Here is a 23,454-nt window from a genome sequence, read left to right on the forward strand (position 1 = left end):
TTCATTTCAAATTCACAAGAAAAGTACCTTTCTATTCAAAGACGGCCATTTCACCGATTGGTTGGAAGCCGGCACGTTGATAAATATTTTTGCCGTCTGCTGATGCTTGTAAGATGACACATTTTTGTTTATTCTCTGTCTTGGTCAAAAGGTAATGGAACATGTCACTGCCAAGTCCTTTTCCGCGGTGTTCTGCCTTTGTTATGACATCATAAATACCGTAGCTGTCGTTTGTCTCGAATAATAAGCCTGTTGTGACCGGCTTGTGGTGTTCATACCCCACGAACATGCGAGCTTTTGAGTGTAATTTTTTAATCGAAAAATGCTGGAAATAGTCTTCTAAGGCGGCGGCCTCAGTCGATCCTTTGAATAGTTCAATAAAGATATGTTTGTAATCAAATAGTGTCTGCTCATCAAGTACTTCCTTGATTGTAAGTGATGAGGATGTGACTGGATCAATGTCACCTGTATGCTCAAGCATCATGATGGTATTGCGTTCGACCTCTTGAAGGTGATATTCCTTTAATAAATCAGCCCAATCAGGATGGAGTAAACGGTGATCGACCCATGTGCTGAAGATGAGTTTCTGTGACCGCATGTGTTCAATGGCAGCTTTCACTTTTTTTGGATCTTGGATTTGAGCTGATGTCGGTAAGAGCAAATTGAACGTGTCAGTCGATATTTGAGTATTGGATAGAACGAAATCGTCCGATGCATGGAAGGTTCCGTTCACAGCAGAGGAAAACAGATGTATCTTTTCTTCTAATTGGCGAATGGCCATTAGTTGTTCAGGTTTCATTTAGCTCACCTTTTCATTATGATAATTTGGATGACATCCCCATGATTATAGCATGTGACAGGATGAGGGAAATCTAGTATAAAAGTACATATACAATTTTAAGGTCTGATGACCTATTATTTTACTAACAACCACATTTCTTTTGACTCCTTTCTTCATTATTAGTACCATTTTATTAACCAGTTAAGAGTGGAGGTTCAGATGGAAACAAAAGAGCAGATTGTATTAAAAGCGATTCAAGATCTGATTATGCATAGGGAAAAGAGACGGAATGATCCAACAGATCCACTGATTACCACGACTGATACACTCAAACAAGAATGGACACTCACACAGCTTCACATTTTATCGATGATTCAAGCCAATCCAAACGAATCAAACAATACATTTCTATCTCAACAACTAAAACTATCAAAGCCAGCTATTACAAAGGCTGTGAAAAAACTAATTGAAAAAGGCATGGTGGACTATTGCCACCGGCAGGGTGATAAGAAATCTGTCTATTATTCTTTGACAGAGGAAGGCAAGCAATTGGCAGCGCTTCATGATGAGCTGCATGAAAAAGCAGTCACGTCCTATTTAGAATTTCTTCAGCAGTTTCATGAGGATGAATTACAAGTGATTGAGCGCTTCTTAAAGGCTTGGAAAGAAAAGATATAGTTAAAAAACCGAAACCATCGCACAAAGGGAGATGATGGTTTCGGTTTTTTTATGGTAAAATTAACATATATTGACGTTGTTCTTAGCCATGATGAAAGGGAGGGAGCTCATTGGAGAAAGAAATGATAGAAAATTATAAAAAATACGCATTCATCATGCCATTCGTGGGATTGTTTGTCAGCGTGCTATTATTTGTTTATTTTTTTGGTATTGCAGGAGCTGGAGAACCAATTTGGGCTGCTGCTTTGTATTGTGCTCTGCCCTTTTTGGTGAATACGATATGTTTCTTGCCTGTATGTATTTATTTTAAAGTCAGCAAAAAAAGTGAGGAACATACATGATTGTCGTCAGTGCTTGTCTTGCTGGATTGAAGGTTCGTTATAATGGCAGCCATCGATTAGATCAGCGAATTGAGGAGCTTGTTGAGGAGGGAAAGGCAGTCACAGTTTGTCCTGAGCTGCTTGGCGGCCTTTCCACGCCAAGACCTCCCGCGGAAATCATTGGCGGAGACGGACATGATGTATTACAGGGCCTCGCCTCCGTGATTGATGTACATGGAAATGATGTCACGGAGATGTATGTAAAAGGTGCGAAGGCCGCGCTAGAACAGGTTCAGTCTTTGAAAGCGACGGCGGTTGTGTTAAAAGAGTACAGCCCCTCCTGCGGCAGCCGGATGATTTATCGCGGAGATTTTAACGGGGGGACAAAAGCTGGAGATGGAGTGACATCCGCCTTGCTTAAACAGCACGGAATTCAGGTATTTTCTGAGGAGGATGATTGGACTTCACTGTTTTTATAAGTGTGGTGTGAATAGAAGGAGGAGTTAGGTTGAAAAAGTGGATGATTGGTTTAGTCGTCATTATTTTATTAGGAATTGGTATTTATTTTCTAATCAATGCAAAAACATACTCTTTTGATGATGTGGCCTCAATTGATCAAAACAAGGTGACTTCGATTCAAATTGAGCATGATAATGAGCGTGTTATGGTGGAAAAGAAAGCGGATATTCAAAAGTTACTTAAGGAATTTTCGGGTATGAAATTAAAGAAAACGAATGAAACTAAAAAAACTTCAAAAGAGTCTTATTGGATCAGAGTGTATGAGAATGAGAAGGAAACATATGGTCTGACTTTTTACGATCAAACATTTTTAGAAACATATGATTTTTCTAAAACAAAAGATCAAACCAGCGAATATCAAATCGTTGACACCAATCAAGTTGATATAGGAAAATATATCAAATAGCTCAGCCAGAATGTCATGCATGATCAATCGAAAATTCGGGTATAGTGCTTGGTAAGTAAAAAGGAAGCGGAGGTTTGTTTGATGAGTGGATTAACAGATACAGTCACATTAGCAAACGGAGTAAAAATGCCGAAGCTAGGCTTTGGTGTATGGCAGGTAAAAGATGGAGATGAGGCTGTAAATGCAGTCAAAGACGCTCTTGAAGCGGGCTACCGCAGCATTGATACAGCAGCCGCCTATCAAAATGAAGAAGGGGTAGGCAAAGCCATTCAGCAATCAGGTATCTCGCGCGATGATCTATTCATTACGACAAAGGTCTGGAATAATGATCAAGGCTATGAATCAACACTCGAAGCCTTTGAAACAAGTATGAACAAGCTGGGATTAGATGTATTAGATCTTTATTTAATTCATTGGCCAGTTGAAGGCAAATATAAAGAAACATGGAAAGCGCTAGAGAAACTATATAAGGATGGACGCGTTCGAGCGATCGGAGTGTGTAATTTCCATCAGCATCATTTAGAGGATTTATTGGAAGAGGCAGAAGTTGTGCCAATGGTGAATCAAATCGAGTTGCATCCAAAGCTGACGCAGGAGCCTTTACAAGACTACTGCAAATCGAAAGGAATTCATGTAGAGGCGTGGTCGCCATTAGGCAGCGGGAAGCTTCTAAACCATCCTGTTCTCCAGGATATCGCGAAAAAACATGATAAGTCAGTAGCGCAAGTGATTCTTCGCTGGGACTTGCAGCATGGCATTATCACCATTCCAAAATCTGTGACGAAGAGCCGAATCATCGAAAACACACAAGTTTTTGATTTCGAGCTGTCCGCACGTGAGATGGGTGTCATTGATCAGCTCAATGAAGATGAGCGCACGGGTCCAGATCCAGATAACTTTGATTTTTAATCGAAGGAAAAGCACAGGTGCGATGGGACTGACCCCATAAGATGAGACAAATAAAAAACACCTTCAAGTTTGAAAACGGATCGTTGTAATCCGAAATAAAACATGGAGGTGTTTTTTCTATGGGGACAAGAGTGAGTTATCCGGTTGAAGTCAAACAGAAGGCTGTAGAAATGAGATTGGCAGGCGTATCAATGAAAGAGATTTTGCGGGAATTGAATATCAAAAATAAAACGCAGGTTCAGACATGGGTGAGGTGGCATAAGGCTGGGGATACACACCGGTTCGAACAGCCTGTTGGAAAACAATATACCCATAGAAAGGGTCCCGAGTACTCTTCCGAATTAGAGAGACTGCAGGCAGAAAATCGCTATCTGAGTCAACAGAATGAAGTTTTAAAAAAGTACAACGAATTGGAAAGGAAGTTGATAAGGAAACGTCAATCAAACTGGTAGAAGAATTGTGCAAAACAATGACAGTACAGGACATCTGTGTCCATTTAGGCGTCTCACGCGCTTCGTACTATAGATGGAAAAAAGATCTGACTCAGAATCATTCTAAAAAACAACTAGAGGAACAAATCGGCACGTTGTGCCGAGAGCACAAGTATCGATATGGATATCGAAAAATCACAGCCATACTAAAAATGAGGATGCATATTAACCATAAAACTGTTCAACGTATCATGCAGAAAAACCAGTGGCAGTGCCGGGTTAAAATGAAAAAGCGTAAGAAGAATGGGCAGCCCTATGCCGTGGCCGGTAATATACTGGATCGGAACTTTCAATCTGATCGCCCTCTTGAAAAACTAGTAACGGACATCACGTATTTGCCTTATGGACAGAAACAATTGTACCTTTCCAGTATATTGGATTTATATAATGGAGAAGTAATTGCGTTTACGATTGGTGATAAGCAGGACACAGACTTTATTTTAAACACACTTGATCAGCTCCCAGCACTGCCTGAAAACTGTGTGTTACATAGCGACCAAGGTTCTGTGTATACATCTTACGAGTATCAGAAAGCTGTTCATATAAAAGGCATTACCATGAGCATGTCCCGTAAAGGGACGCCCGCTGATAATGCCTCCATCGAATCGTTTCATTCCTCGCTAAAGTCTGAAACGTTCTATCTTAACAGCATTGATCGAACTACAACCAACATTGTAGAACGCACTGTCAAAGAATACATTTATTATTATAACAACATTCGTATTCAAACAAAACTAAACAACCAATCACCGATCAACTATCGGCAATTGGCTGTATAAAGGTGTTTTGATCCCTGTCTCAAAAACGGGGGTCAGTCCCGATGCCTGTGCTTTTTTATTTCCATCTTTAGACAGATTTTTGGGGGTGATAGGTCTCAATGATTTGAATGGCGTCAACAATCTGTTCTTTAGAATAGTCTCCAATCAAACAAAAGGTTTCATCTTTACGTGCCGCATGGTTTGCTACCGTAAGTGCCGCTTCTTCCAGTTGAGTTGTCATACCAAGATCGCGCATATTTCTAGGTAATCCGAGTGTTTGGTAGAGTTCAAGTAATTCCTCAACCTCGGACATTCGGTTTTCTGCGGCAAGCTGGACGAGGATGCCATAAGCTACTTTTTGTCCATGTAACACATGATGCGTTTCTTCAATAAATGTCAATCCATTATGAACGGCATGGGCTCCTGCCATTCTTCCATAGCGTCCCCCATAGCCGCCGACTGTTCCTGCTAACGTAATAATCGTATCTGTCACATCCGCGAATGCTTGGGAAAGCTGACCTGTTTTTAAGCTGTTGACAGCTTCTTCACTATGAGAAAGAAGAATGTCTCGAACATATACCGCCTGCTTTAGTGCTGCATGTACCATGAGCGGCAAGGCGCCTTTTGTGTTACGAATAATCGCTTCTGCTTCATACCATTTTGCCAGCGTATCACCAATTCCGCTTTGAAGATAGGAAAGAGGAGAGGAAAGCAAAAAAGTATGATCAATTAAGGTGAGGTAGCTGGATCGTTTATGATAATCAACTCTCATGAAATTTCCTTTGTCATCATAAATGACGCTGAGAGGTGTAGACGCAGCACATGTGCCGGGAATCGTTGGCACCATGATGACTTCGATTTGAAGAACGTCTGCAACTGATTTTGCGGTATCTAAAATCGTTCCGCCCCCGATGCCGATGATCACATCTGACCCGTTAAGCTCTTCTGCGATTTGTGTGACCGCATTAGGTGAACTGTATCCTTTGTGCTGAATGAAAGGCCACTCGGACGGCAGCTTTGTGTATTGTGAAAAAGCTTGGTATGAATCATATCCTGTCACTACAGCAGGTGACTGAAAAGGAGAAACAAGGGATTCAAGTTCATGATAGATTCCCTTTTGAGAAATAAATTGGTTAGGGCCGCTTCTGACAATATCTTCTGGCTGGATCATGGATCATTGCTCCTTTACACATCATATTGTTCATAAATCATCTCATTTTACAGAAAGTTCTGTCAAATAGTCAAATATATGAGAAGAAAGGCCCTTCCGTTTTATGGAATTGAGCCGCCGACATTGCCTTTAGGTATGTATTTCCTGTATGATAAAGAATGGTATGTTTTGATTAAATTTAAGAGGTGTTTATATAGATGGAAAAACAATATCGCGTTTTACTTTACTATCAATATGTCCCCATTGAGGACCCAGAGACGTTTACAGCAGAGCATTTAGCATTCTGTAAGGAGCTTGGTTTGTTAGGCCGTATCCTCGTATCAGCAGAAGGCTTGAACGGAACGGTTTCTGGAACTATTGAGCAAACGGACATGTACATGCAAGCGTTAAAAGAAGATCCGCGCTTTGCGTCTATGCCGATCAAAATTGACGAAGCAGATGGTCATGCGTTTAAAAAAATGCACGTCCGTCATCGGAATGAACTAGTGAACCTCAGCCTTGAGGATGATGTGAATCCGTTGGAATTAACGGGGAAACATCTTAGCCCGGTTGAATTTTACGAGCAAATGCAATCACCTGATACTGTTGTGATTGATGCGCGTAATGATTACGAGTTTGATGTTGGTCACTTCAGAGGGGCAGTTCGTCCTGATATTGAGACATTCCGTGAATTACCTGAGTGGATTCGTGACAATAAAGAGATTCTTGAAGGAAAAAAAATCCTGACTTATTGCACAGGCGGCGTACGCTGTGAGAAGTTTTCAGGCTGGTTAAAGCGTGAAGGCTTTGAAGATGTCTCTCAGCTTGACGGCGGAATTGTCACTTACGGAAAAGACCCAGAAGTACAAGGGAAGCTATGGGACGGTCAATGCTATGTGTTTGATAATCGCTTAACAGTACCAGTGAATCAAACAGAGCATGTGGTTGTCGGAAAAGATTTCTTCACTGGTGAGCCTTGCGAGCGTTATGTGAACTGTGCGAACCCTGCATGTAACCGTAAGATGATTGCCACTGAAGAGAGTGAGCATAAGTATATGCGCAGCTGCAGTCATGAATGCCGCACAAGCGAACGGAACCTGTATGTGAAACAGCACAATTTATCTGAAGAAGAAGTTCAAGAAAGACTAGCTGTTATTGAAAAAGAACAAGCGATTTCACAAGGATAGAGGTAACCCCCCTTTATCCTTTTTTTCTTTACATGGCGTGGGTTAGAAGGGAGAGGAAGTCATTTCCTCTATCTTTTTTGTTTTGTTTTTTTCAAAATAAGGGTAAAGGTAGTTATTCAGTCTAATAGATTGAACAGGTGAAAAAGCGCTTTCTTTTGAAATAAGCATGTTCGACTATTTCAGAAAATGAAGAATTGAGAGATAATATAACAGGCGAAAAAATGAACAAGGGTAAATGTTTATTAGAAGAAATATTTGCCAGTAAAATGAAAAGTGAGCTGCTTTGAAAGAAAGACGCTTGCTTGACACATGCTCTGTATTTTAATCGAAAGGTGTTATGAACATGAATCATTTGCATCGTAGGATGGGAACTTTCGCTTTAATGATGGTAGGTCTTGGCTCAATCATTGGTTCAGGATGGCTCTTCGGTGCTTGGCGTGCGGCTCAAATCGCCGGCCCTGCTGCTATTTTATCCTGGTTGATTGGGATGGTTGTGATTTTATTTATCGCTTTGTCTTATAGTGAACTCGGATCGATGTTTCCAGAGGCAGGCGGAATGGTGAAATATACGCAATATTCACACGGATCTTTTATTGGGTTTATTGCAGCTTGGGCGAACTGGATCGCGATTGTCTCCGTGATACCTGTTGAGGCGGTTGCTTCCGTCCAGTACATGAGCTCATGGCCTTGGGAGTGGGCAAAGTGGACATCTCATTTGGTTACAAAAGGGGTATTGACGACAGAAGGTCTTATGGTTGCCAGTGTGCTGCTTGTGATTTACTTTCTGCTTAATTATTGGACAGTTGGGTTATTTTCAAAAGCAAATACATTCATTACCGTGTTTAAAATTGTCATTCCAGGATTAACAATTGGTGCGCTCTTATTCGTAGGTTTTCATAGTGAGAATTTTACTTCTGGAACAAGTATTGCCCCTAACGGCTGGGCGAGTGTGCTGACAGCTGTTGCGACATCTGGGATTGTGTTTGCCTTCAATGGCTTCCAAAGCCCGATTAACATGGCCGGTGAGGCAAAAAATCCAGGCCGGTCGATTCCAATTGCCATTGTCGGATCGATTTTCATTGCGACTGTGATTTATGTCCTTTTACAAGTCGCCTTTATCGGTGCTGTTGATCCATCTATGATCGTGAACGGATGGGGTCATTTGAATTTCAACTCGCCATTTGCGGACCTTGCCATTGCGCTTGGGATTAACTGGCTTGTTCTGATTTTATATGCGGATGCGTTTGTGTCGCCTTCTGGTACAGGAATTACGTATACCGCAACGACGTCTCGTATGATTTATGGAATGGAAAAAAACAAATACATGCCAAGGGTGCTTGGCCGTCTGCACCCTATTTACGGCGTGCCTCGTCCAGCAATGTTTTTTAACTTAGCCGTATCGTTTATCTTTCTGTTTTTATTTAGAGGCTGGGGTGTACTTGCTGAAATTATCTCGGTCGCTACACTCATTTCGTATCTGACTGGACCAGTGACCGTCATGACGCTGAGAAAGACAGGGACAGATTTATATCGACCGCTTCGAATAAAAGGACTCAGCATCATTGCTCCTCTCGGTTTTGTCTTTGCCTCATTGACACTGTATTGGGCAAGATGGCCGTTAACAGGTCAGGTGCTGTTCATTATTCTCATTGGTCTTCCTATCTATTTTTACTATCAAGCAAAAGCGAAGTGGAAAGGCTTCGGCCGCAACTTTAAGGCGGGTGCTTGGATGGTTGTGTACCTGCTTGTGATGATGACGATTTCCTGTCTTGGCAGTGATAAATTCGGCGGTTATAACATCATTCATTATGGCTGGGACATGGCACTGATTACGGTGGTAGCTCTGCTATTTTATATGTGGGCACTCAAAAGTGGATATGAAACAGAGTTTTTAGAGGATGCGAAAAAAATCAATGATGAGCTGCGTGCTTCTCAGAAAGAAGCTGCAGCAACCAAAGAATAAAGAAACGGCTGCCTGAACACTCGGGGCAGCCGTTTTTATTTGGAGGAAAGGTGCATCACATGCCGTTTCAGCCAAGTGGTGACGCCGCGCAAAACGGCCGCTGTGACAAGTGAAATGAGCACATATCTCCAAAGCTGGCCTAAGCCTTGTCCACTCAGCCAGAATACGATGCCTAGAATGATGAGGGTAAACATGAGCAAGAATAAAAATGATGCAGACCAGAAAAAAGATTTCACAGAAGGTCACCTCCTCAGGAGTATTGTATGCAGGCAATTGAAGGAACAGACCATCTATGAAAGGGTAGAATCATGGTGAAATCTATTGCAAAAGTCAGATAAAAGCACCAAGTGATTTGACAATTGTGTTAAGATGAGAGCATATTTTGAGTAAAGTTGTTGGTCATAGACGGAGGTGTTTGGAAATGCAGATTCAAAAGGTTCTAAACAATAATGTCATTAGTGTCATAGATGAACATGGAAAAGAAATCGTTGTCATGGGGAGAGGCATCGCTTTCCAGCGACGTCCCGGGGACCCGGTGGACGAATCGTTGATTGATAAAGTCTTCCGCCTGGAGGATCATTCCGTTCACGAGCGGATGAAAATGCTGCTTCAAGAGGTTCCGTATGATGTGGTCAAGGTGACCGAGGAAATGATCCAATATGCACATACAAAGCTGAACCGAAGATTAAACGAAAGTCTGCATGTATCGCTGGCAGACCATATTCATTACGCCATCGAACGGCTGAAGAAAAATCATCTGATTGAGAATTCGCTTATTTGGGAGATTAAACGCTTATACAAAGATGAATTTCTTGTGGCAAAGGACTGTCTTGAGATGATTGAAGAGCGTCTTCATATTGAACTGCCTGAGGATGAAGCAGGTTTTATTGCCATGCATATCATTAACGCAGAGCTCAATGAGGATATGAATACGACGGTCAATATCACAAAGGAAGTTAATGCCATTCTCACCATTGTGAAATATCATCTCAACATGGAATTTGATGAGGACTCGCTTAACTTTTACCGTTTTCTCACGCATTTGCGCTTTTTCGTCCAGCGTCTGATCAATGAAACACTCCTTGTCAGCGAAGATCAGGACTTATATCAGCTGATCAAAGTGAAATATCCGAAAGCTTACGATTGCGCAAAGAAAATCGCAGAATATGTCTATCAAACCTATCACCGGGATCTCACATCAGAGGAGATGCTGTATCTATCAATTCATTTGAATCGACTGATCAAACGAGAAAAATAAAGATAGATTTTAAAAGAAAGCGTTGACATGAGAAAAGGTGAGTGGTACTATTTGCTCATAAACATAAAAGAATACGGTTTCACAATGATCGTCTTAGAGGATTGTGACTGTTCGGCAGGCAAAACCTAAACGTTCACTGAAAAAGCGCAACAGCAAGCTGCGACTATTTTTGGTGCCCGTTTAGGTTTTTATTTTGCCCAAAAACGTATTTTTTTGAAAAAAAGGGGGTTTTTGCATGAGTTATCGTCAATTAGCAGAAGACATTATTAAACACATTGGTACAGAGAAAAACGTTCATTCATTGGTGCATTGCGCCACAAGGCTTCGCTTCACCTTAAATGACAGATCAAAAGCAGATAAAGCGGCCATTGAAAAATTAAATGGTGTCGTTACCGTTATGGAAAGCGGCGGCCAATTTCAAGTGGTCATTGGCAATACCGTACCAGAGGTATATCGAGAAATTGGAGAGTTTACGAATCTATTAGAGGATTCCGCTGCTTCATCTGCAAAATCAGGTGAAGAGAGCACAAGCCTTTTCGGGAAATTCGTCGACATTGTATCGGGGATTTTCACACCACTTCTCGGTGTCATGGCGGGTGCAGGTATTTTAAAAGGTCTCTTAGGCATCTGTATCAACGCAAAATGGTTATCTCCTGAAGATACGTCGTATCAAATTTTATTTGCTGCATCTGACAGCTTGTTCTACTTCCTGCCATTATTGCTCGCATTCACTTCTGCTAGGAAGTTTAAAGCGAATCCGTTTGTCGCTGTGACGATAGCAGGTGCACTGATTTACCCAACCATTCAAGAATTGTCAAAAGGCGGCGGAGATGTGTCATTCTTCGGGATTCCAGTCGTCTTAATGTCTTATACATCTACGGTCATCCCAATCATTTTGGCAGTGTTTGTCATGGGATATATCGAACGTTTCTTTAACAAAGTCATTCATGAAAGTGTCAAAAACTTTATTACTCCACTGATTTTGCTTGTCACGGTTGTTCCGCTGACACTCATCGTATTTGGACCATTTGGTGTGTATGCAGGGAATGGCATTGCAGCTGTTTTGCTGAAAGTCTTCTCCTTTAGTCCTACACTTGCAGGTGCTTTAATTGCGATGGCTTGGCAGATTCTTGTCATCTTCGGTATCCACTGGGGACTTGTGCCAGTGATTTTAAATAATATCGCAGTCCATGGGAAAGATCATATCAAGCCGGCCACTGCGCCAGCTGTATTTTCACAAGCCGGTGCTTCCATCGGTGTTATGCTGAAAACAAAGAATAAAAAACTGAAATCATTGGCTGGATCGACAGCAGTTTCTGCTGTGTTTGGGATCACAGAGCCAGCTGTATACGGGGTCACACTTCGTTTGAAAAAACCATTTATTGCAGCCGTTATCTCTGCTGGGGTCGGCGGTGCGATTATCGGTTATTCACAAAGTATTGCAATTGCGTCAGGACTTCCAAGTTTACTGACACTGCCGATTTTCTACGGTCAAGGATTTACAGGGTTTATCATCGGAATTTCGGTCTCGTTTGTCCTTTCGATCATCTTAACTTATTTGATTGGATTTAAAGATCCAGTAGATGAAGATGAAACGCCGGCCGCTTCTGCACCGGTAATTGAAAATGAACATGGGGTCAAAGCCGCTCATGTGAAAAGTCCTTTAAAGGGCGAGGTCATCAAGCTGGAGGAAGTGCAGGATAAAGCATTCTCATCTGGTGCACTAGGAAAGGGCGCAGCCATCATTCCATCAGAAGGAAAGCTGTTTGCACCAGTATCAGGAGTTGTGACAACGGTGTTCCCAACTGGACATGCGTATGGTCTAACCTCAGAAAGCGGAGCAGAGGTACTCATTCACATCGGATTGGATACCGTACAATTAGGCGGAAAGCATTTTACCCCGAAGGTTGTTCAGGGGCAAACTATCACAGAAGGCGAACTGCTTGCTGAGTTTGACATAGAAGCCATCCAAGCTTCAGGCCTGTCAGTCACAACACCCGTTATTATTACCAATTCAGGTGAGTTTAGCGATATCATTGAAACAGAAGAGAAACAAATCACACCAGGCCAATCATTTTTACATCTAGTTTAATCAAAAGGAGGAAGAAATCATGAGATATTCAACACTAGCATCATTTCCAAAAGACTTTTTCTGGGGCGGATCTACTTCCGCCTATCAGGTAGAGGGTGCGTGGAACGAGGATGGCAAGGGGCCTTCTGTCATTGACATGAGAGCAAGTTATCCTGAAGGGACAACGGATTTTAAAGTGGCAAGCGATCACTATCACCGTTATAAAGAGGATGTGAAGATGTTTGCGGAAATGGGCTTGAAGGCTTATCGCTTTTCCATTGCGTGGACACGGATCATTCCAGATGGAGATGGGGAGATCAATCAAAAGGGGATTGAATTCTATCATTCACTCATCGATGAATTGCGCCGCTATGGCATTGAACCAATCGTGACAATGTATCATTTTGATCTGCCTCATGCGCTTCAAGTAAAGGGCGGGTGGTCTAACCGCGGGACAGTGGATGCGTTTGAACGCTATGCAGAGGTGCTATTCAAGGAGTATGGTCAGAAGGTAAACTATTGGCTGACCATTAATGAACAAAACATGATGATCTTACATGGATCAGCGCTAGGTACACTTGATCCAAATTTAGAAAATCCGAAAAAAGAACTGTATCAGCAGAATCATCATATGCTTGTTGCACAGGCAAAAGCCATGACGCTTTGTCATCAAATGCTGCCTGAAGCGAAAATTGGACCAGCGCCAAACATTGCGCTCATTTATCCGGCTTCTCCAAAGCCTGAAGATGTGCTTGCTGCGGCGAATTACAATGCGATCCGCAACTGGCTTTATCTTGATATGGCGGTGTTCGGGCGTTATAACAACCTGGCTTGGGCGTACATGAAAGAAAAAGGCATTCTTCCTGTCATCGAAGAGGGAGATATGGATATTTTGAAAAGCGCGAAGCCAGACTTCATTGCCTTTAACTACTACACCTCACAAACGGTTGAAGCGAGTAAAGGAGATGGCAACGACGAATTTGCACGCGGCGGAGATCAGCATTTGAAATCAGGTGAAGATGGCGTCTACAAAGGCGGCAACAATCCATTCTTAAGTAAAAATGCGTTTGGCTGGGAGATTGACCCTGTCGGCTTCCGTTCAACGATGCGGGAGATTTATGACCGCTATCAGCTGCCACTTATTATCACGGAAAACGGATTGGGTGCATTCGACAAGTTAGAAGAAGATGGATCAATTCAGGATGATTATCGAATTGATTATCTAGAAAAACATATCGAGCAAATCAAATGGGCGATCACAGACGGCGTCGAGGTATTCGGATACTGCCCGTGGTCAGCCATCGACTTAATCAGTACACACCAAGGATGCTCCAAGCGCTACGGGTTCATCTACGTCAATCGTGACGAATTTGACCTAAAAGACCTTAAAAGAATTCGCAAAAAGAGCTCTTATTGGTATGAAACCTTGATTCAGCAAAATGGAGACAACATCGGGAAATAACGATAAAAAAGCCAATCACCTTATGCGGGTGGCTGGCTTTTTTTCGTTCATTTTATTGGAAAGATCATATTGTTCGAGTTGTTCTAACATGATAGTCTGATGATATATTGTAAAAATTGGATAAAAATCCATTATCAGAAAGGGGCTGTTTATATGATGACGATTTTTTTTATGTTCTTCACATTGTTTTTGATTTTTTATGGTTTGAATTATATAGGACAGAAATTAATTGCGAAGGAATATCCAATGAACCATGGATTGATTGTGATACTGTCAGCTGTGGAAGGTATTCTTGTTTTCGTCATTGTTGGTGTGAATGATAAATTTCCGTTCCTATGATTTCGTCAATGAATTGTTTGTAGACTGAAATTGCACAGTACCTTTAGTTTTTTATTCTTAGGAAGGTAGAAGAAAACCGAGAAATGTAAAGAAGAAACTTAGAGAGGCACTAGACAACTTTCATAAACAAGACTTTTTTAAGATGAATAATTATAGAGCTTAAAAAAATAAAAAAACTCACTAATCTTGTAAGATTAGTGAGTCCTTTAATGACAAAAGTTTAAAATGTGGCTTTATATTCAGCACGCCACCATCCGTCTCCCATGTCTACTCTTTGCTGAAGAATCCATAGCAAGTTGCCTTCAGTAAATGAAGTTGGGAATGCATCAAAATCTTGGCCATAAATATATCTTGTGAAACTCGCCTTAGTAGAGGCATCATTGGTTATTTGTACATTTTGATTAGAACTTGTAGTAACTGGACTAGTAGCGAAAGCAGGAATAGAACTTCCAAGTAACGCCACAGCCAACGAAGAGGTAATTAGCACTTTTTTAATAGACATAATTAATCACTCCTAATTAATTTTTACTAACAATGTAATAAATTCGTATATAAATTCAAAAATCCTCCTATAAAATGAAAATAAATACAAATATAGATTTTATTGGTGGTAAAAGAGCCTGGATGAAATTTTTCAATCAGCTCAGAATAGGAACCTGAACTAGCTAGCATTAACCGAAATTGAACGGAGATCGTAATATGCCTTGGAATACAATTGTTACAGTTGGAGTGATTGTGGTGATACCCGTAGTTATGATTACAGCAATAATCTACTTTATAAAGCAAAAAAAGAATAGCAATGTATCTAGCTAAAGAAGAGGCTCTATGACAATTTTTGTCTTAGAGCCTTTATAGTTAATCACTTTATTTATTTCTTGCATCTTCTATAGAAACCAACAAGTATCTTGCAAAGGAATTAAGAAAAAAACAATAAGGTTGTTAAAAGATGACCGAAGAGTGGAGTTTCAATCATGTATGTCTGTTCACATCTTACTCTCTACTATCATTATACCCCGAATTTAATGAAATTTATAGACTGTTTCTCGCCCATATCTAGCCGTATACTGTTATACGCAAGTCAAAAACGATGAGGGGTGTGGCTGTATGAATGACAAGCAAAAGGTGTTAGATCCCGGGCCATTTTTTCATGGGACAAAAGCGGAATTGAAGATTGGAGATCTGCTTGAACCGCTGCATTTATCCAATTATCAGGATAAAAAATCGAACCATATTTATTTCACCGGAACACTAAACGCGGCCAAATGGGGTGCTGAATTAGCTAGGTCTGATGCGAAAGAAAGAATTTATATTGTAGAACCGTTAGGCGAGTTTGAAAATGATCCAAATGTGACTGATAAAAGATTTCCCGGCAACCCAACACGTTCTTATCGATCGAAATCTCCGTTGAAAATAGTCGCAGAATTAGGTTCTTGGGAAAGACATTCCGATGAAGAAATCAATCATATGCTGAGCTCCTTGAAAAAATTAAGTGAAGAAGGAAAAAATGTCATCTACGATTAATGATATATATCTAAATAAAAAGGCCGCCTCATGAACTGGGCGGCCTTTTGTTTGATCTTATTGAAACAACGCATCCATCAGCTCATCAAATGTGTTGGCTTGCTTGAGGGCGCGAATGCGGTCTGGATTGTCTAGTAAATCGACGGCCTGTTCAAAGAATTGGTTCATACAGGCAGCGTCATCCTTATGAATCGCTAATAAAAAGACAAGTGATACTTGGTCTCCCTGCCAGTCAATCGGCTGTTTTAAGTGTGCGATGGCTACAGAGGAGGTGCCTTCATTTGTGATGAGCGGGTGCGGCATTGCAATGCCGCTGCCAAGATAGGTAGACGACATTTGCTCCCGCTCAAGCACCGAGGGCCGAAAAGAAGACGATACTAGCTGATGCGCCTCTAAATGGCTGCATAATATATCTAATACCTCATCCTTGCTGCTTAGATCAGCATTCATGAAAGTCAATCGCTCTTGAAAAAACGCCATCAGCTCTTTTGAGGGTGCCCCGTGTCCATTTAATAAATGAATGACTTCATTTACACGCTGTATATCATGATGTTCAAAAAAGGCGCTGACCTGAATGACTGGTTTCCCCTTTGATGTGAGAGGCACGGTTGTGATGATGACGTCACACGGCAAAGAGGAGCTCATGAGATAATCCTGATAGGAATAGAGCTCAACAATGTCAAGCTCGTGCTGAAAGGCTGCCTTCAATTTAATTTCAAGCAGTCTGGCCGTCCCTAGTCCAGACCCGCACACGATAATCGCTTTCTTTTTTTGCGAGGTGTCGAGCTGACTTCTTTCAAATGAAGCAGCGATATGCAGGGCAACATATGCCGCTTCATCTTCATTTGGCGTCCGTACCAGCTGTAATGCATTCAGCCCGCTGACAGCCAAATCAAACGGGTAAGGATAGGACGTTTTGATCTCATGCAAAAGCGGATTTTGTAATGATACGCCATATTGGATGCGATTTAATAACGGCTTCATATGAAGCATCAAGTCTTGCTGTAGGATGCTGTCATCAGCAAAACGATGACCGCTTATTTTTTCAATGTGCTGTAAAAAGACTGTAACCGCCTGCTGAACTTCCACTGTCGTCTGATGCTGGGCGGCTTCTTTCCACGTTTGATTCGCCAATAGATGCATGACTAAGTAATCTGTTTCATCCTCTGATAAGGTCACACAAAAAGTGTCACTCACCTGCTGTATGATTTTTTGTGCAATTCTCATCAAAACGGGTGATCTTTGTGTGCGGGCGGTACTGGCGGATATCCGCTGGTTTTTTCGTGTTTGCTGAATCGCAATGGCTAAGTGAATGACTAAATTTTTTAAGGCAATATCTTTAATGAGCAATGACTCTTGATGCAGGTTCGTCAACACAATAGATCGAATGGTTTCAAGAGAAATATCAGGAAAATGGAGCTGCTCCCGCTCGGTGATATGAGAGAGTGCAGGCTCTTCCTCAAGAAGTAAGTCTGCATAGCACGTTCTTTTTTGCAGCTCATCTCCTTCAATCTTTAAGCCAAATCCAGGCTTTGATACAAGGGTCATGCCGTAACGGGCTAACAGCTCTCGTCCTTTTTTTAAATCGCTGCTGACCGTCATGCGGCTGATAAACAGTTCTTCAGCCAGCTGGTCAATTTTTAAGTAATCTGATTGAAGCAGCAGCTTTCTCATCATAAATCGTACACGCTCTTCTGGCATGACGGGGACAAGAGAGCGGGCAGGAAGCTTTTGCTGATGAAGCCAAAGTAAGAAAGCATCTTGGTCACTCGTTAAAAGAGTATATCCTTTCCCGCGAATCGTTTTAATCATGGCCCCAGTTTCCTTTAAATACTCATTTGCTTCCTTGATTAAATTGCGGATAGAGCGGTCAGATAAGCGAAAAGAGGCAGTGAGCTCCTCCAGCTTCACGAACCCCTTCGTTTCAAATAGCCGCTGAATCAGCTGATAGGTTCGAGGATCTGCCGTCATCATCATTGCGCGGCTCCTTGCGCCTGTAAGGCATCAGTTCCAAGAGCGATGGCGCCCATTAAACCAGATAATCCATCAAAGGATGGTTTTGTGATAATTTCATGTAAAGGCTTTGGCAGCTGCAAATAGCCGTGAAGCCGTTTGTCTGTTTCATCAAGAATAAGCGGCAGCATAGCCGGCTGTTTCATCACACCTCCGCCTAGAATGATGCGTTCAGGTGAAAGGGTGAGCAGCAGGTTAGCAGTCATTTGCCCGAGATAGTAAGCATGAAGTGACCAGGCTGGATGATCCTCTGGCAGCATTTGTGCCAGTGTATGATAGCGTCCTTCTATGGCAGGACCAGATGCCAGTCCCTCTAAACAGTCATGATGTATAGGGCAGCAGCCTCCGTAAGTGTCATGAGGATGCCGCTGAACGGTGATATGACCCATTTCTGGATGCAGCAATCCGTGAATCAGGCGATGTTCAATATAGGCACCGCCGCCTATTCCAGTCCCAACAGTAATATAGACCAAGGAGGCAGGCTTTTCTGCTTCAGTTGAAAAACGGGCTTCTCCGAGTGCTGCACAGTTCACATCGGTATCAAGCTTCATCGGGATCCCGAGGGCTTGTTTTAAGGTAGAGAGGAAAGGGAATTGGCGCCAGGCTGTTTTTGGTGTGTCTAAAATCGTCCCATAGCTTAGGCTTTGCTCTTTCACATCGACAGGCCCGAATGCCCCAATTCCAATAGCATCGACACGATGCTTTGTAAAGTAATCGATCACTTGCCGGCATGTTTCATCTGGATTCCCTGTTGCAAAGGAAGTCATGTGTTCAATCGTTCCGTCTGTTGTTCCGTAGCCGCAGACAAATTTCGTTCCGCCTGCTTCAATGCCTCCAATTCGCATGATCAATGCCCTCCATTAAAGAGGGGCGGAATCCAATGGATCCCGCCCCTACATGTTCATTTTTTCTTTACAATGTAGGTTTGTACCTGACAAGGTGTAAGCGGTTCAATGTGTAATGATCCATGTTGTGCTTTGAGTATATGTCCTTCAGGTGTTTCTCCTAAATTCGCTGTTTCTCCGTGTTGTAGAGATGAACTATTGATTGAAGCGGCTGTTTGACGCGTTAAATATGGATTGAAGAGACGAATGACAATGCCTGTTCCATGCTCTTCTTTTTTCAGAGCGCTTAGAATGGCTCCATCTGTCTCGATGTCAAGCAGGCTATAAGTAGATTGTAAGTCTTCTTTTTCATCTCGGAAAGAGAAAATTAAACGACCGTTTAAAAAGTCTGCCCGCTCGTAGCATTGAACAGGGGTGGTGTACCGTTTGGCAAGCTGTGCCAAGTGTCCCTCGCTGACCGCGTCCTTGCTATAATGCATTCCAAATGAGAATGACAGTGCACCTTGCAGCTGAGCGTCTGGTGTATCAACAATTTTTTCCCCAGATGCGCGTCCTGGACGGTAAAGAAGGTTTTCTTTCCCCATTTTTCCGAAACAGCGGAAGAGCGTATATGCAATCGTTGTATAGCCTTCTCCTGTGATCTGATATTCTCTCACGCAGTCGGTCAACAGAGCGGCACCATATGCTTCATCACGAAGTGCGACAAAGGATTGCATCGGTTCAATGGTGATCGGTTTTTCTTCCCAATGTTCATTGTTCCACCATTCTAGCTCTTGCGTCAGCTCTGTTGGGCGTTCGATTGTACCAAACTGTTGATCGCTCAGTGATACGTTTGATGCGATGCCTGTATCAAAAAGAACGCGCAGGCGATGATCTAACGCATGGTTGTCCACATCTACATGAAAACGGATGACAGCATCGTCTTTGTTTAATGCTATCTTCACTGTGATCGGAAGTGAAGTCGCAGCCAATTGCTTAGAGCGCTCCTCTAGGTCGTAAGGGACAGTGAGCTGAAGCTTGATGTTCAGCTCTTGCTGCAGGCCGCTTTTAGCCACTGAGATGTCTGCTGATGAAAGATCCTTTGATGACACATACAAGTCCTCACGAGGGGGTGAATAGTTGTAGGAATCCCCATCATCTCCGTTGTCTTCAAAGATCATTTGCTCAGAGAATGTCCGGCCAGTTTGTTTATCTGTGATGTCCAGTGATCCGTTGTCATTTGCCGCAATGCGGTAATACATATTTTCAATCACGCGTCCTTCAGTTTGTTCCCATGCCGATTCGCTTGATTCATCGAAGACCATGCTGACCTGTGTATAACCAACTGACGGTAAGTCGAGGGCTTCAATCAGCAGCACAGCTTTCCATACTTGCTTTGGCATGTACACTTCTTTACTTGGGTTAAGAGAAATTTGCTGTGCCAGCACATAATCTGTGACATCGGTTTTGCTTTTCACTGTGTACTGAAGCGTTCTTCCATTAGCATCCTTTAACGTAAATGGACGTTCCGTGATAAAGGTTTCGACTTCAATGACTTCAGAACGCTTTGAAGGCAGGGTATTGAACAACGTAAATGTGATTTCTTGCTCTGTTTGCAGTCGAATAGCGATGAGACGCATGTGTAAGTCCACAAGATTCTCAGCGATTTCCTTTGCCTGTTTGTAGCGGAAGAAGACGTCTTGATTCGTCGTGTCGCTATTACAGCCGCCAATGCTGTCATGCGCTGCATTTTCAAACATGAGGTACCAAATATCGCGAACCGTATCATGCGGATAGTCGTGTCCGAGAGAATAGCTGATCGTTAGGATGGGCTCCATCACATTCACGAGATAGTTTTCAATTTGATTGTTTAAGATTTTTAAATCCGCTCGTGTTGAAAAAATAGATTTATGAATCCGCATATGCTTCGCATGAATGAGCTCTCCGTGTAATGTCTCAAAAGATGTCCGCTCTTTTTTCACGGCTGCAATATAATCTTCTAAACTGCTGATTTCATAGTGATGCTCGTCAAGTTCATTGGCTTTTTCTAATAAATCAGGCAGGTTTTTGCGAATCGGTGCTTGGTCAAAACCATTCGGGAAATAGACATTCTTTGTGGTGGCCTTTGCTTGCAACGCACCGATTTTTTCAGATAAAAAGGCTTGTAAGTCCTCATCCTTCTCAGGGATATTACCACCGTAGTAGTAGCCAAATGGCAGATTCACAGCAAAGACTTCACTGCCGTCAGCACCGCGCCAATTGAATTCAGTATGGTTCGTCATATGGTCAGAAACGCCGCGCCAAAATGCTGTATCGACAATACCGAATCCGCGATAAATTTGAGGCATTTGTGCGGATTGACCGAAGGAGTCAGGGACATAGCCGACTTTCATCACGTGGCCGAACTGTTGACAGCGTTCAATCCCATATTGTAGGTTCCGCACAATCGATTCACCTGAAATGACGAGCTGGTCGGTTTGGGTATACCATGGGCCGATGATGAGACGTTTCGCTGTGACAAGCTTTTTGATTCGATTCTCATCCTCTGGCCGCCATTTCAGATAATCATCTAATAAGGAAGCCTGGGCATCGAGCATGAAGTAATGGAACCTTTCATCTGTTTCAAGGGTATCTAAGATGTCCATTACGCTTTTCATTAAGTAAATACGGGAGCGGGAGGTGGTGAAATACCATTCCCGGTCCCAGTGAGTATGTGGAATCACATGTACATTGACAGTCATTGATCAACGACACCTTTCTTCGTTCAAATTATCCTTCTAGCACAAGGTCAAAATCGTCTTCTTCTTTCTGCTTCTGATCATGTTCCGGCGTTTTTGGCTCTTTTTTCTCAGAGAAATTCACAAGCAGGTTGGCGCCAATACCGATGACGAGTGCGCCAGTAAGGGCTCCGATTAAATAAGCCCACCAGTTTCCGACTGAGAAGAAGCCGTATAGCCCGCCAATTGGCGGCATGATGTCATGAACTCCTAATAATGCAGCGACCCCGCTTCCAACAGCACATGCGACAACATTGAGCGGAATCAATTTCAAAGGATTGACGAGGGTAAAAGGGATCGCCCCTTCCGTAATACCGATAATGCCCATGACAAGGCCGCCTCGTCCGGCTTCTCTAAAGGTTGGGGAGAAGTTGCGTTTTCGAATCAATGTCGCAAGCCCGTATCCAAGCGGTGGAATGACAATCGCAATATTGACGAGAATGGCAGGGAGGTAGACACCTGATAGGAAGAGGGCGTTACCAGCCATCCACGCTGATTTATTCACCGGTCCGCCAAGATCGAAGCCAATCATCGCACCTAAAATGAGAGCGAGCGCGAGTGTGCTTGTTCCATCAGCGACCATGCCTTTGATCCATTCAATTAATGCCGTGTTCAAAGCGCCTAATGGGCCGCCCAGCAGAACTGACATAAGAAGTCCGGTTAAGCCAACGGTAATAAGCGGAAGGATGAGCAGAGGGACGAGCCCAGCTGCAGAGCCTTGAATTTGAATTTTTCTTTTCACAAAAAGAGCAACATATCCTGCGAAGAAGCCTGCGATGACGGCACCTATAAATCCGGCATTTGTTGAGCTGGCAAGGGCCCCGCCGATAAAACCAGCCGCAAGACCTGATTTATCCGCAATCGAATAGGCGATAAATCCAGCGAGCAGGACGTTCATTAAGCCAATGCCTGTCCAGCCTACCTGCTCCATTAAATAGGCACCGTGCAGTATGCCGCCAGCATCCTTATAGGTGTTTAAATCTGAAACACCAAACCCTAATCCGACCAGTTTTGCTAAACCAACGATAAGTGAGGCGCCGATGATTACAGGAAGAATATAAGAAATACCGGTCATGAGATGGCCTTCAATGACTTTTAATTTTGCTTTCATTTTCTTTGCTCCTTTCTATATGGCATTGCTCATGTTTATTGAGATTCAGACTTTTTCTTTTCAACAAGTGCTACAGCTTTGGTGATAATTTGTTCGGCATTTTTTAAGGCACGTCCGATCTCGACACGTACAGTGGGAATGCCTGAGAAGCGTTCCGCATCGTTGATATGCTGATTTGAGGCAATGATGCAGAGGTCTGCCTGCTGCGCTTCTTCTGCTGTAATGCCGTTCACCTGTCCCATAATCCCCTGCTGTTCGATTTTGATCTCGTGTCCGAGCTGTTTACCTGCATTTTCTAACGCTTTGGCTGCCATTGGAGTATGAGCTAACCCTGCTGGACATGAAGTGACACCGACAATTTTCATTGTGTAATCCCCTCTTTCAATTGTTGTTCAATGACGTCGTAATAGTAATCAGCTGTTTGACCTGGTTGAATCTTCTCGATAAAAGCAGGTTCCATTAGACTGGTCGCAATACCTGACAGTAATTTCAGATGTGTGACATTAGCTTCTTCTAGTGGAACGAGCAGTGTAAATAAATAGCTTGTGGGCAAATCGTCGAAGCTTCCCCATTCAATGGGTTGTTCAAGTTCTAAAAAAAGAAGTGAAGCCGTTTGTACAGCGGAGCTTTTTGTATGTGGAATGGCGAAGCCTTGCTGAAGTCCTGTTGAGACTTCGTCTTCGCGTGTCAACAAATCTGCTAATAGCCCCGCCTGATTGTTTGTAATCTGAAGGTCTTCAGCTTTCTCGGAAATGTATTGTAAAATCTCATTCTTTGATCGTCCGTTTACTTGTGTGAAAACATGATCTTTTTGGAACAAGCTGATCCCTTCTCTCTTGTTTGTTAAGCGCTTACAAGTTGATTGTAATGTACTTTTCCGCATGGTTAAATAGCATCATTTTCCGTTTGAAATGGC

The 23,454-nt window shown here is 42.7% G+C and carries 23 protein-coding genes; 13 read left to right on the forward strand and 10 right to left on the reverse strand.

Annotation, left to right across the window (positions count from 1 at the left end; translation table 11 throughout):
• Nucleotides 1-31: 31 nt before the first annotated feature.
• Nucleotides 32-799 carry a GNAT family N-acetyltransferase gene (locus MHH65_RS01290; RefSeq protein ID WP_098677700.1) on the reverse strand — a complete coding sequence of 256 codons (768 nt, stop codon included), beginning with the start codon at nucleotides 797-799 and terminating at the stop codon, nucleotides 32-34.
• A 201-nt stretch (nucleotides 800-1,000) separates the two neighbouring features.
• Between MHH65_RS01290 and MHH65_RS01295 the strand changes: the two genes are divergently transcribed.
• From MHH65_RS01295 to MHH65_RS01320, 6 genes are all read left to right on the forward strand, one after another.
• Nucleotides 1,001-1,459, forward strand: a complete 459-nt coding sequence (locus MHH65_RS01295) for a MarR family transcriptional regulator (RefSeq protein WP_034283105.1) — start codon at nucleotides 1,001-1,003, stop codon at nucleotides 1,457-1,459.
• A gap of 110 nt (nucleotides 1,460-1,569) precedes the next feature.
• The gene (locus tag MHH65_RS01300; protein ID WP_081123918.1) at nucleotides 1,570-1,800 is read left to right on the forward strand and encodes a hypothetical protein; all 231 of its coding nucleotides are present in this window, start codon (nucleotides 1,570-1,572) and stop codon (nucleotides 1,798-1,800) included.
• Entirely contained in the window at nucleotides 1,797-2,258 is a 462-nt protein-coding gene (locus MHH65_RS01305; protein ID WP_081123919.1) for a DUF523 domain-containing protein, read from the forward strand. The genes MHH65_RS01300 and MHH65_RS01305 overlap by 4 nt, the downstream gene beginning before the upstream one ends.
• A gap of 29 nt (nucleotides 2,259-2,287) precedes the next feature.
• A complete protein-coding gene (locus MHH65_RS01310; protein WP_046313670.1) occupies nucleotides 2,288-2,704 on the forward strand; it encodes a DUF5301 domain-containing protein in 417 nt (138 codons plus the stop codon).
• An 81-nt stretch (nucleotides 2,705-2,785) separates the two neighbouring features.
• Nucleotides 2,786-3,613 carry an aldo/keto reductase gene (locus tag MHH65_RS01315; RefSeq protein WP_098677699.1) on the forward strand — a complete coding sequence of 276 codons (828 nt, stop codon included), beginning with the start codon at nucleotides 2,786-2,788 and terminating at the stop codon, nucleotides 3,611-3,613.
• Nucleotides 3,614-3,732: 119 nt separating this feature from the next.
• Nucleotides 3,733-4,883, forward strand: a protein-coding gene (locus MHH65_RS01320; RefSeq protein ID WP_098677243.1) for an IS3 family transposase whose coding sequence is annotated in 2 segments (ribosomal slippage) — nucleotides 3,733-4,006 and nucleotides 4,006-4,883 — 1,152 coding nt in all. Because the reading frame shifts where the segments join, the coding sequence is not laid out codon by codon here.
• A 67-nt stretch (nucleotides 4,884-4,950) separates the two neighbouring features.
• Here the strand turns inward: MHH65_RS01320 and MHH65_RS01325 are convergent.
• Nucleotides 4,951-6,033 carry an iron-containing alcohol dehydrogenase family protein gene (locus MHH65_RS01325; protein ID WP_098677750.1) on the reverse strand — a complete coding sequence of 361 codons (1,083 nt, stop codon included), beginning with the start codon at nucleotides 6,031-6,033 and terminating at the stop codon, nucleotides 4,951-4,953.
• A gap of 197 nt (nucleotides 6,034-6,230) precedes the next feature.
• Between MHH65_RS01325 and MHH65_RS01330 the strand changes: the two genes are divergently transcribed.
• Nucleotides 6,231-7,199 (forward strand): rhodanese-related sulfurtransferase, encoded by a 969-nt coding sequence (locus MHH65_RS01330; protein ID WP_081123922.1) that lies wholly within the window; start codon nucleotides 6,231-6,233, stop codon nucleotides 7,197-7,199.
• A gap of 343 nt (nucleotides 7,200-7,542) precedes the next feature.
• Entirely contained in the window at nucleotides 7,543-9,162 is a 1,620-nt protein-coding gene (locus tag MHH65_RS01335) for an APC family permease (protein ID WP_098677751.1), read from the forward strand.
• A gap of 35 nt (nucleotides 9,163-9,197) precedes the next feature.
• Here MHH65_RS01335 and MHH65_RS01340 read toward each other — a convergent pair whose 3' ends face one another.
• Nucleotides 9,198-9,398, reverse strand: coding sequence for a hypothetical protein (locus MHH65_RS01340; protein ID WP_034283125.1), 201 nt, complete (start codon nucleotides 9,396-9,398; stop codon nucleotides 9,198-9,200).
• Nucleotides 9,399-9,583: 185 nt separating this feature from the next.
• Here MHH65_RS01340 and MHH65_RS01345 point away from each other — a divergent pair, with 185 nt between their 5' ends.
• The 4 genes from MHH65_RS01345 (at nucleotide 9,584) to MHH65_RS01360 (ending at nucleotide 14,292) form a co-directional block, all read left to right on the forward strand.
• Nucleotides 9,584-10,420 carry a PRD domain-containing protein gene (locus MHH65_RS01345; protein ID WP_024424409.1) on the forward strand — a complete coding sequence of 279 codons (837 nt, stop codon included), beginning with the start codon at nucleotides 9,584-9,586 and terminating at the stop codon, nucleotides 10,418-10,420.
• Nucleotides 10,421-10,655: 235 nt separating this feature from the next.
• Nucleotides 10,656-12,512, forward strand: a complete 1,857-nt coding sequence (locus tag MHH65_RS01350) for a beta-glucoside-specific PTS transporter subunit IIABC (RefSeq protein WP_098677752.1) — start codon at nucleotides 10,656-10,658, stop codon at nucleotides 12,510-12,512.
• A 19-nt stretch (nucleotides 12,513-12,531) separates the two neighbouring features.
• Nucleotides 12,532-13,953, forward strand: a complete 1,422-nt coding sequence (locus tag MHH65_RS01355; RefSeq protein WP_098677753.1) for a glycoside hydrolase family 1 protein — start codon at nucleotides 12,532-12,534, stop codon at nucleotides 13,951-13,953.
• Between the two features lie 153 nt (nucleotides 13,954-14,106).
• Nucleotides 14,107-14,292 (forward strand): hypothetical protein, encoded by a 186-nt coding sequence (locus tag MHH65_RS01360; RefSeq protein WP_098677754.1) that lies wholly within the window; start codon nucleotides 14,107-14,109, stop codon nucleotides 14,290-14,292.
• Nucleotides 14,293-14,512: 220 nt separating this feature from the next.
• On the opposite strand, the gene MHH65_RS01365 is transcribed toward MHH65_RS01360, so the two are convergent.
• A complete protein-coding gene (locus MHH65_RS01365; protein ID WP_098677755.1) occupies nucleotides 14,513-14,794 on the reverse strand; it encodes a hypothetical protein in 282 nt (93 codons plus the stop codon).
• 602 nt (nucleotides 14,795-15,396) lie between these two features.
• Between MHH65_RS01365 and arr the strand changes: the two genes are divergently transcribed.
• Nucleotides 15,397-15,813 (forward strand): NAD(+)--rifampin ADP-ribosyltransferase, encoded by a 417-nt coding sequence (gene arr, locus MHH65_RS01370; protein ID WP_024424404.1) that lies wholly within the window; start codon nucleotides 15,397-15,399, stop codon nucleotides 15,811-15,813.
• Nucleotides 15,814-15,870: 57 nt separating this feature from the next.
• Here the strand turns inward: arr and MHH65_RS01375 are convergent, their stop codons facing one another.
• The 6 genes from MHH65_RS01375 to MHH65_RS01400 are packed head-to-tail and all read right to left on the reverse strand — an operon-like array spanning nucleotide 15,871 to nucleotide 23,358.
• Nucleotides 15,871-17,790, reverse strand: a complete 1,920-nt coding sequence (locus MHH65_RS01375) for a PTS sugar transporter subunit IIA (RefSeq protein ID WP_056764932.1) — start codon at nucleotides 17,788-17,790, stop codon at nucleotides 15,871-15,873.
• Nucleotides 17,787-18,671 carry an ROK family protein gene (locus tag MHH65_RS01380; protein WP_073203611.1) on the reverse strand — a complete coding sequence of 295 codons (885 nt, stop codon included), beginning with the start codon at nucleotides 18,669-18,671 and terminating at the stop codon, nucleotides 17,787-17,789. Before MHH65_RS01380 ends, MHH65_RS01375 begins: the two co-directional genes overlap by 4 nt.
• A 56-nt stretch (nucleotides 18,672-18,727) precedes the next feature.
• On the reverse strand, nucleotides 18,728-21,391 hold the full coding sequence (gene mngB / locus MHH65_RS01385; protein ID WP_326355788.1) for a mannosylglycerate hydrolase: 2,664 nt from the start codon (nucleotides 21,389-21,391) through the stop codon (nucleotides 18,728-18,730).
• Nucleotides 21,392-21,419: 28 nt separating this feature from the next.
• Nucleotides 21,420-22,538: a PTS fructose transporter subunit IIC gene (locus MHH65_RS01390; protein WP_024424401.1), complete on the reverse strand. Its 1,119-nt coding sequence runs from the start codon at nucleotides 22,536-22,538 to the stop codon at nucleotides 21,420-21,422.
• A gap of 35 nt (nucleotides 22,539-22,573) precedes the next feature.
• Complete coding sequence (locus MHH65_RS01395; protein ID WP_024424400.1) at nucleotides 22,574-22,903, reverse strand: fructose PTS transporter subunit IIB; 330 nt, start codon at nucleotides 22,901-22,903, stop codon at nucleotides 22,574-22,576.
• A complete protein-coding gene (locus MHH65_RS01400) occupies nucleotides 22,900-23,358 on the reverse strand; it encodes a PTS sugar transporter subunit IIA (RefSeq protein ID WP_046313691.1) in 459 nt (152 codons plus the stop codon). The genes MHH65_RS01395 and MHH65_RS01400 overlap by 4 nt, the downstream gene beginning before the upstream one ends.
• Nucleotides 23,359-23,454 lie beyond the last annotated feature (96 nt).

It is taken from the genome of Bacillus sp. FSL L8-0654, from assembly GCF_038629965.1.
GTDB lineage: Bacteria > Bacillota > Bacilli > Bacillales > Bacillaceae > Bacillus > Bacillus safensis.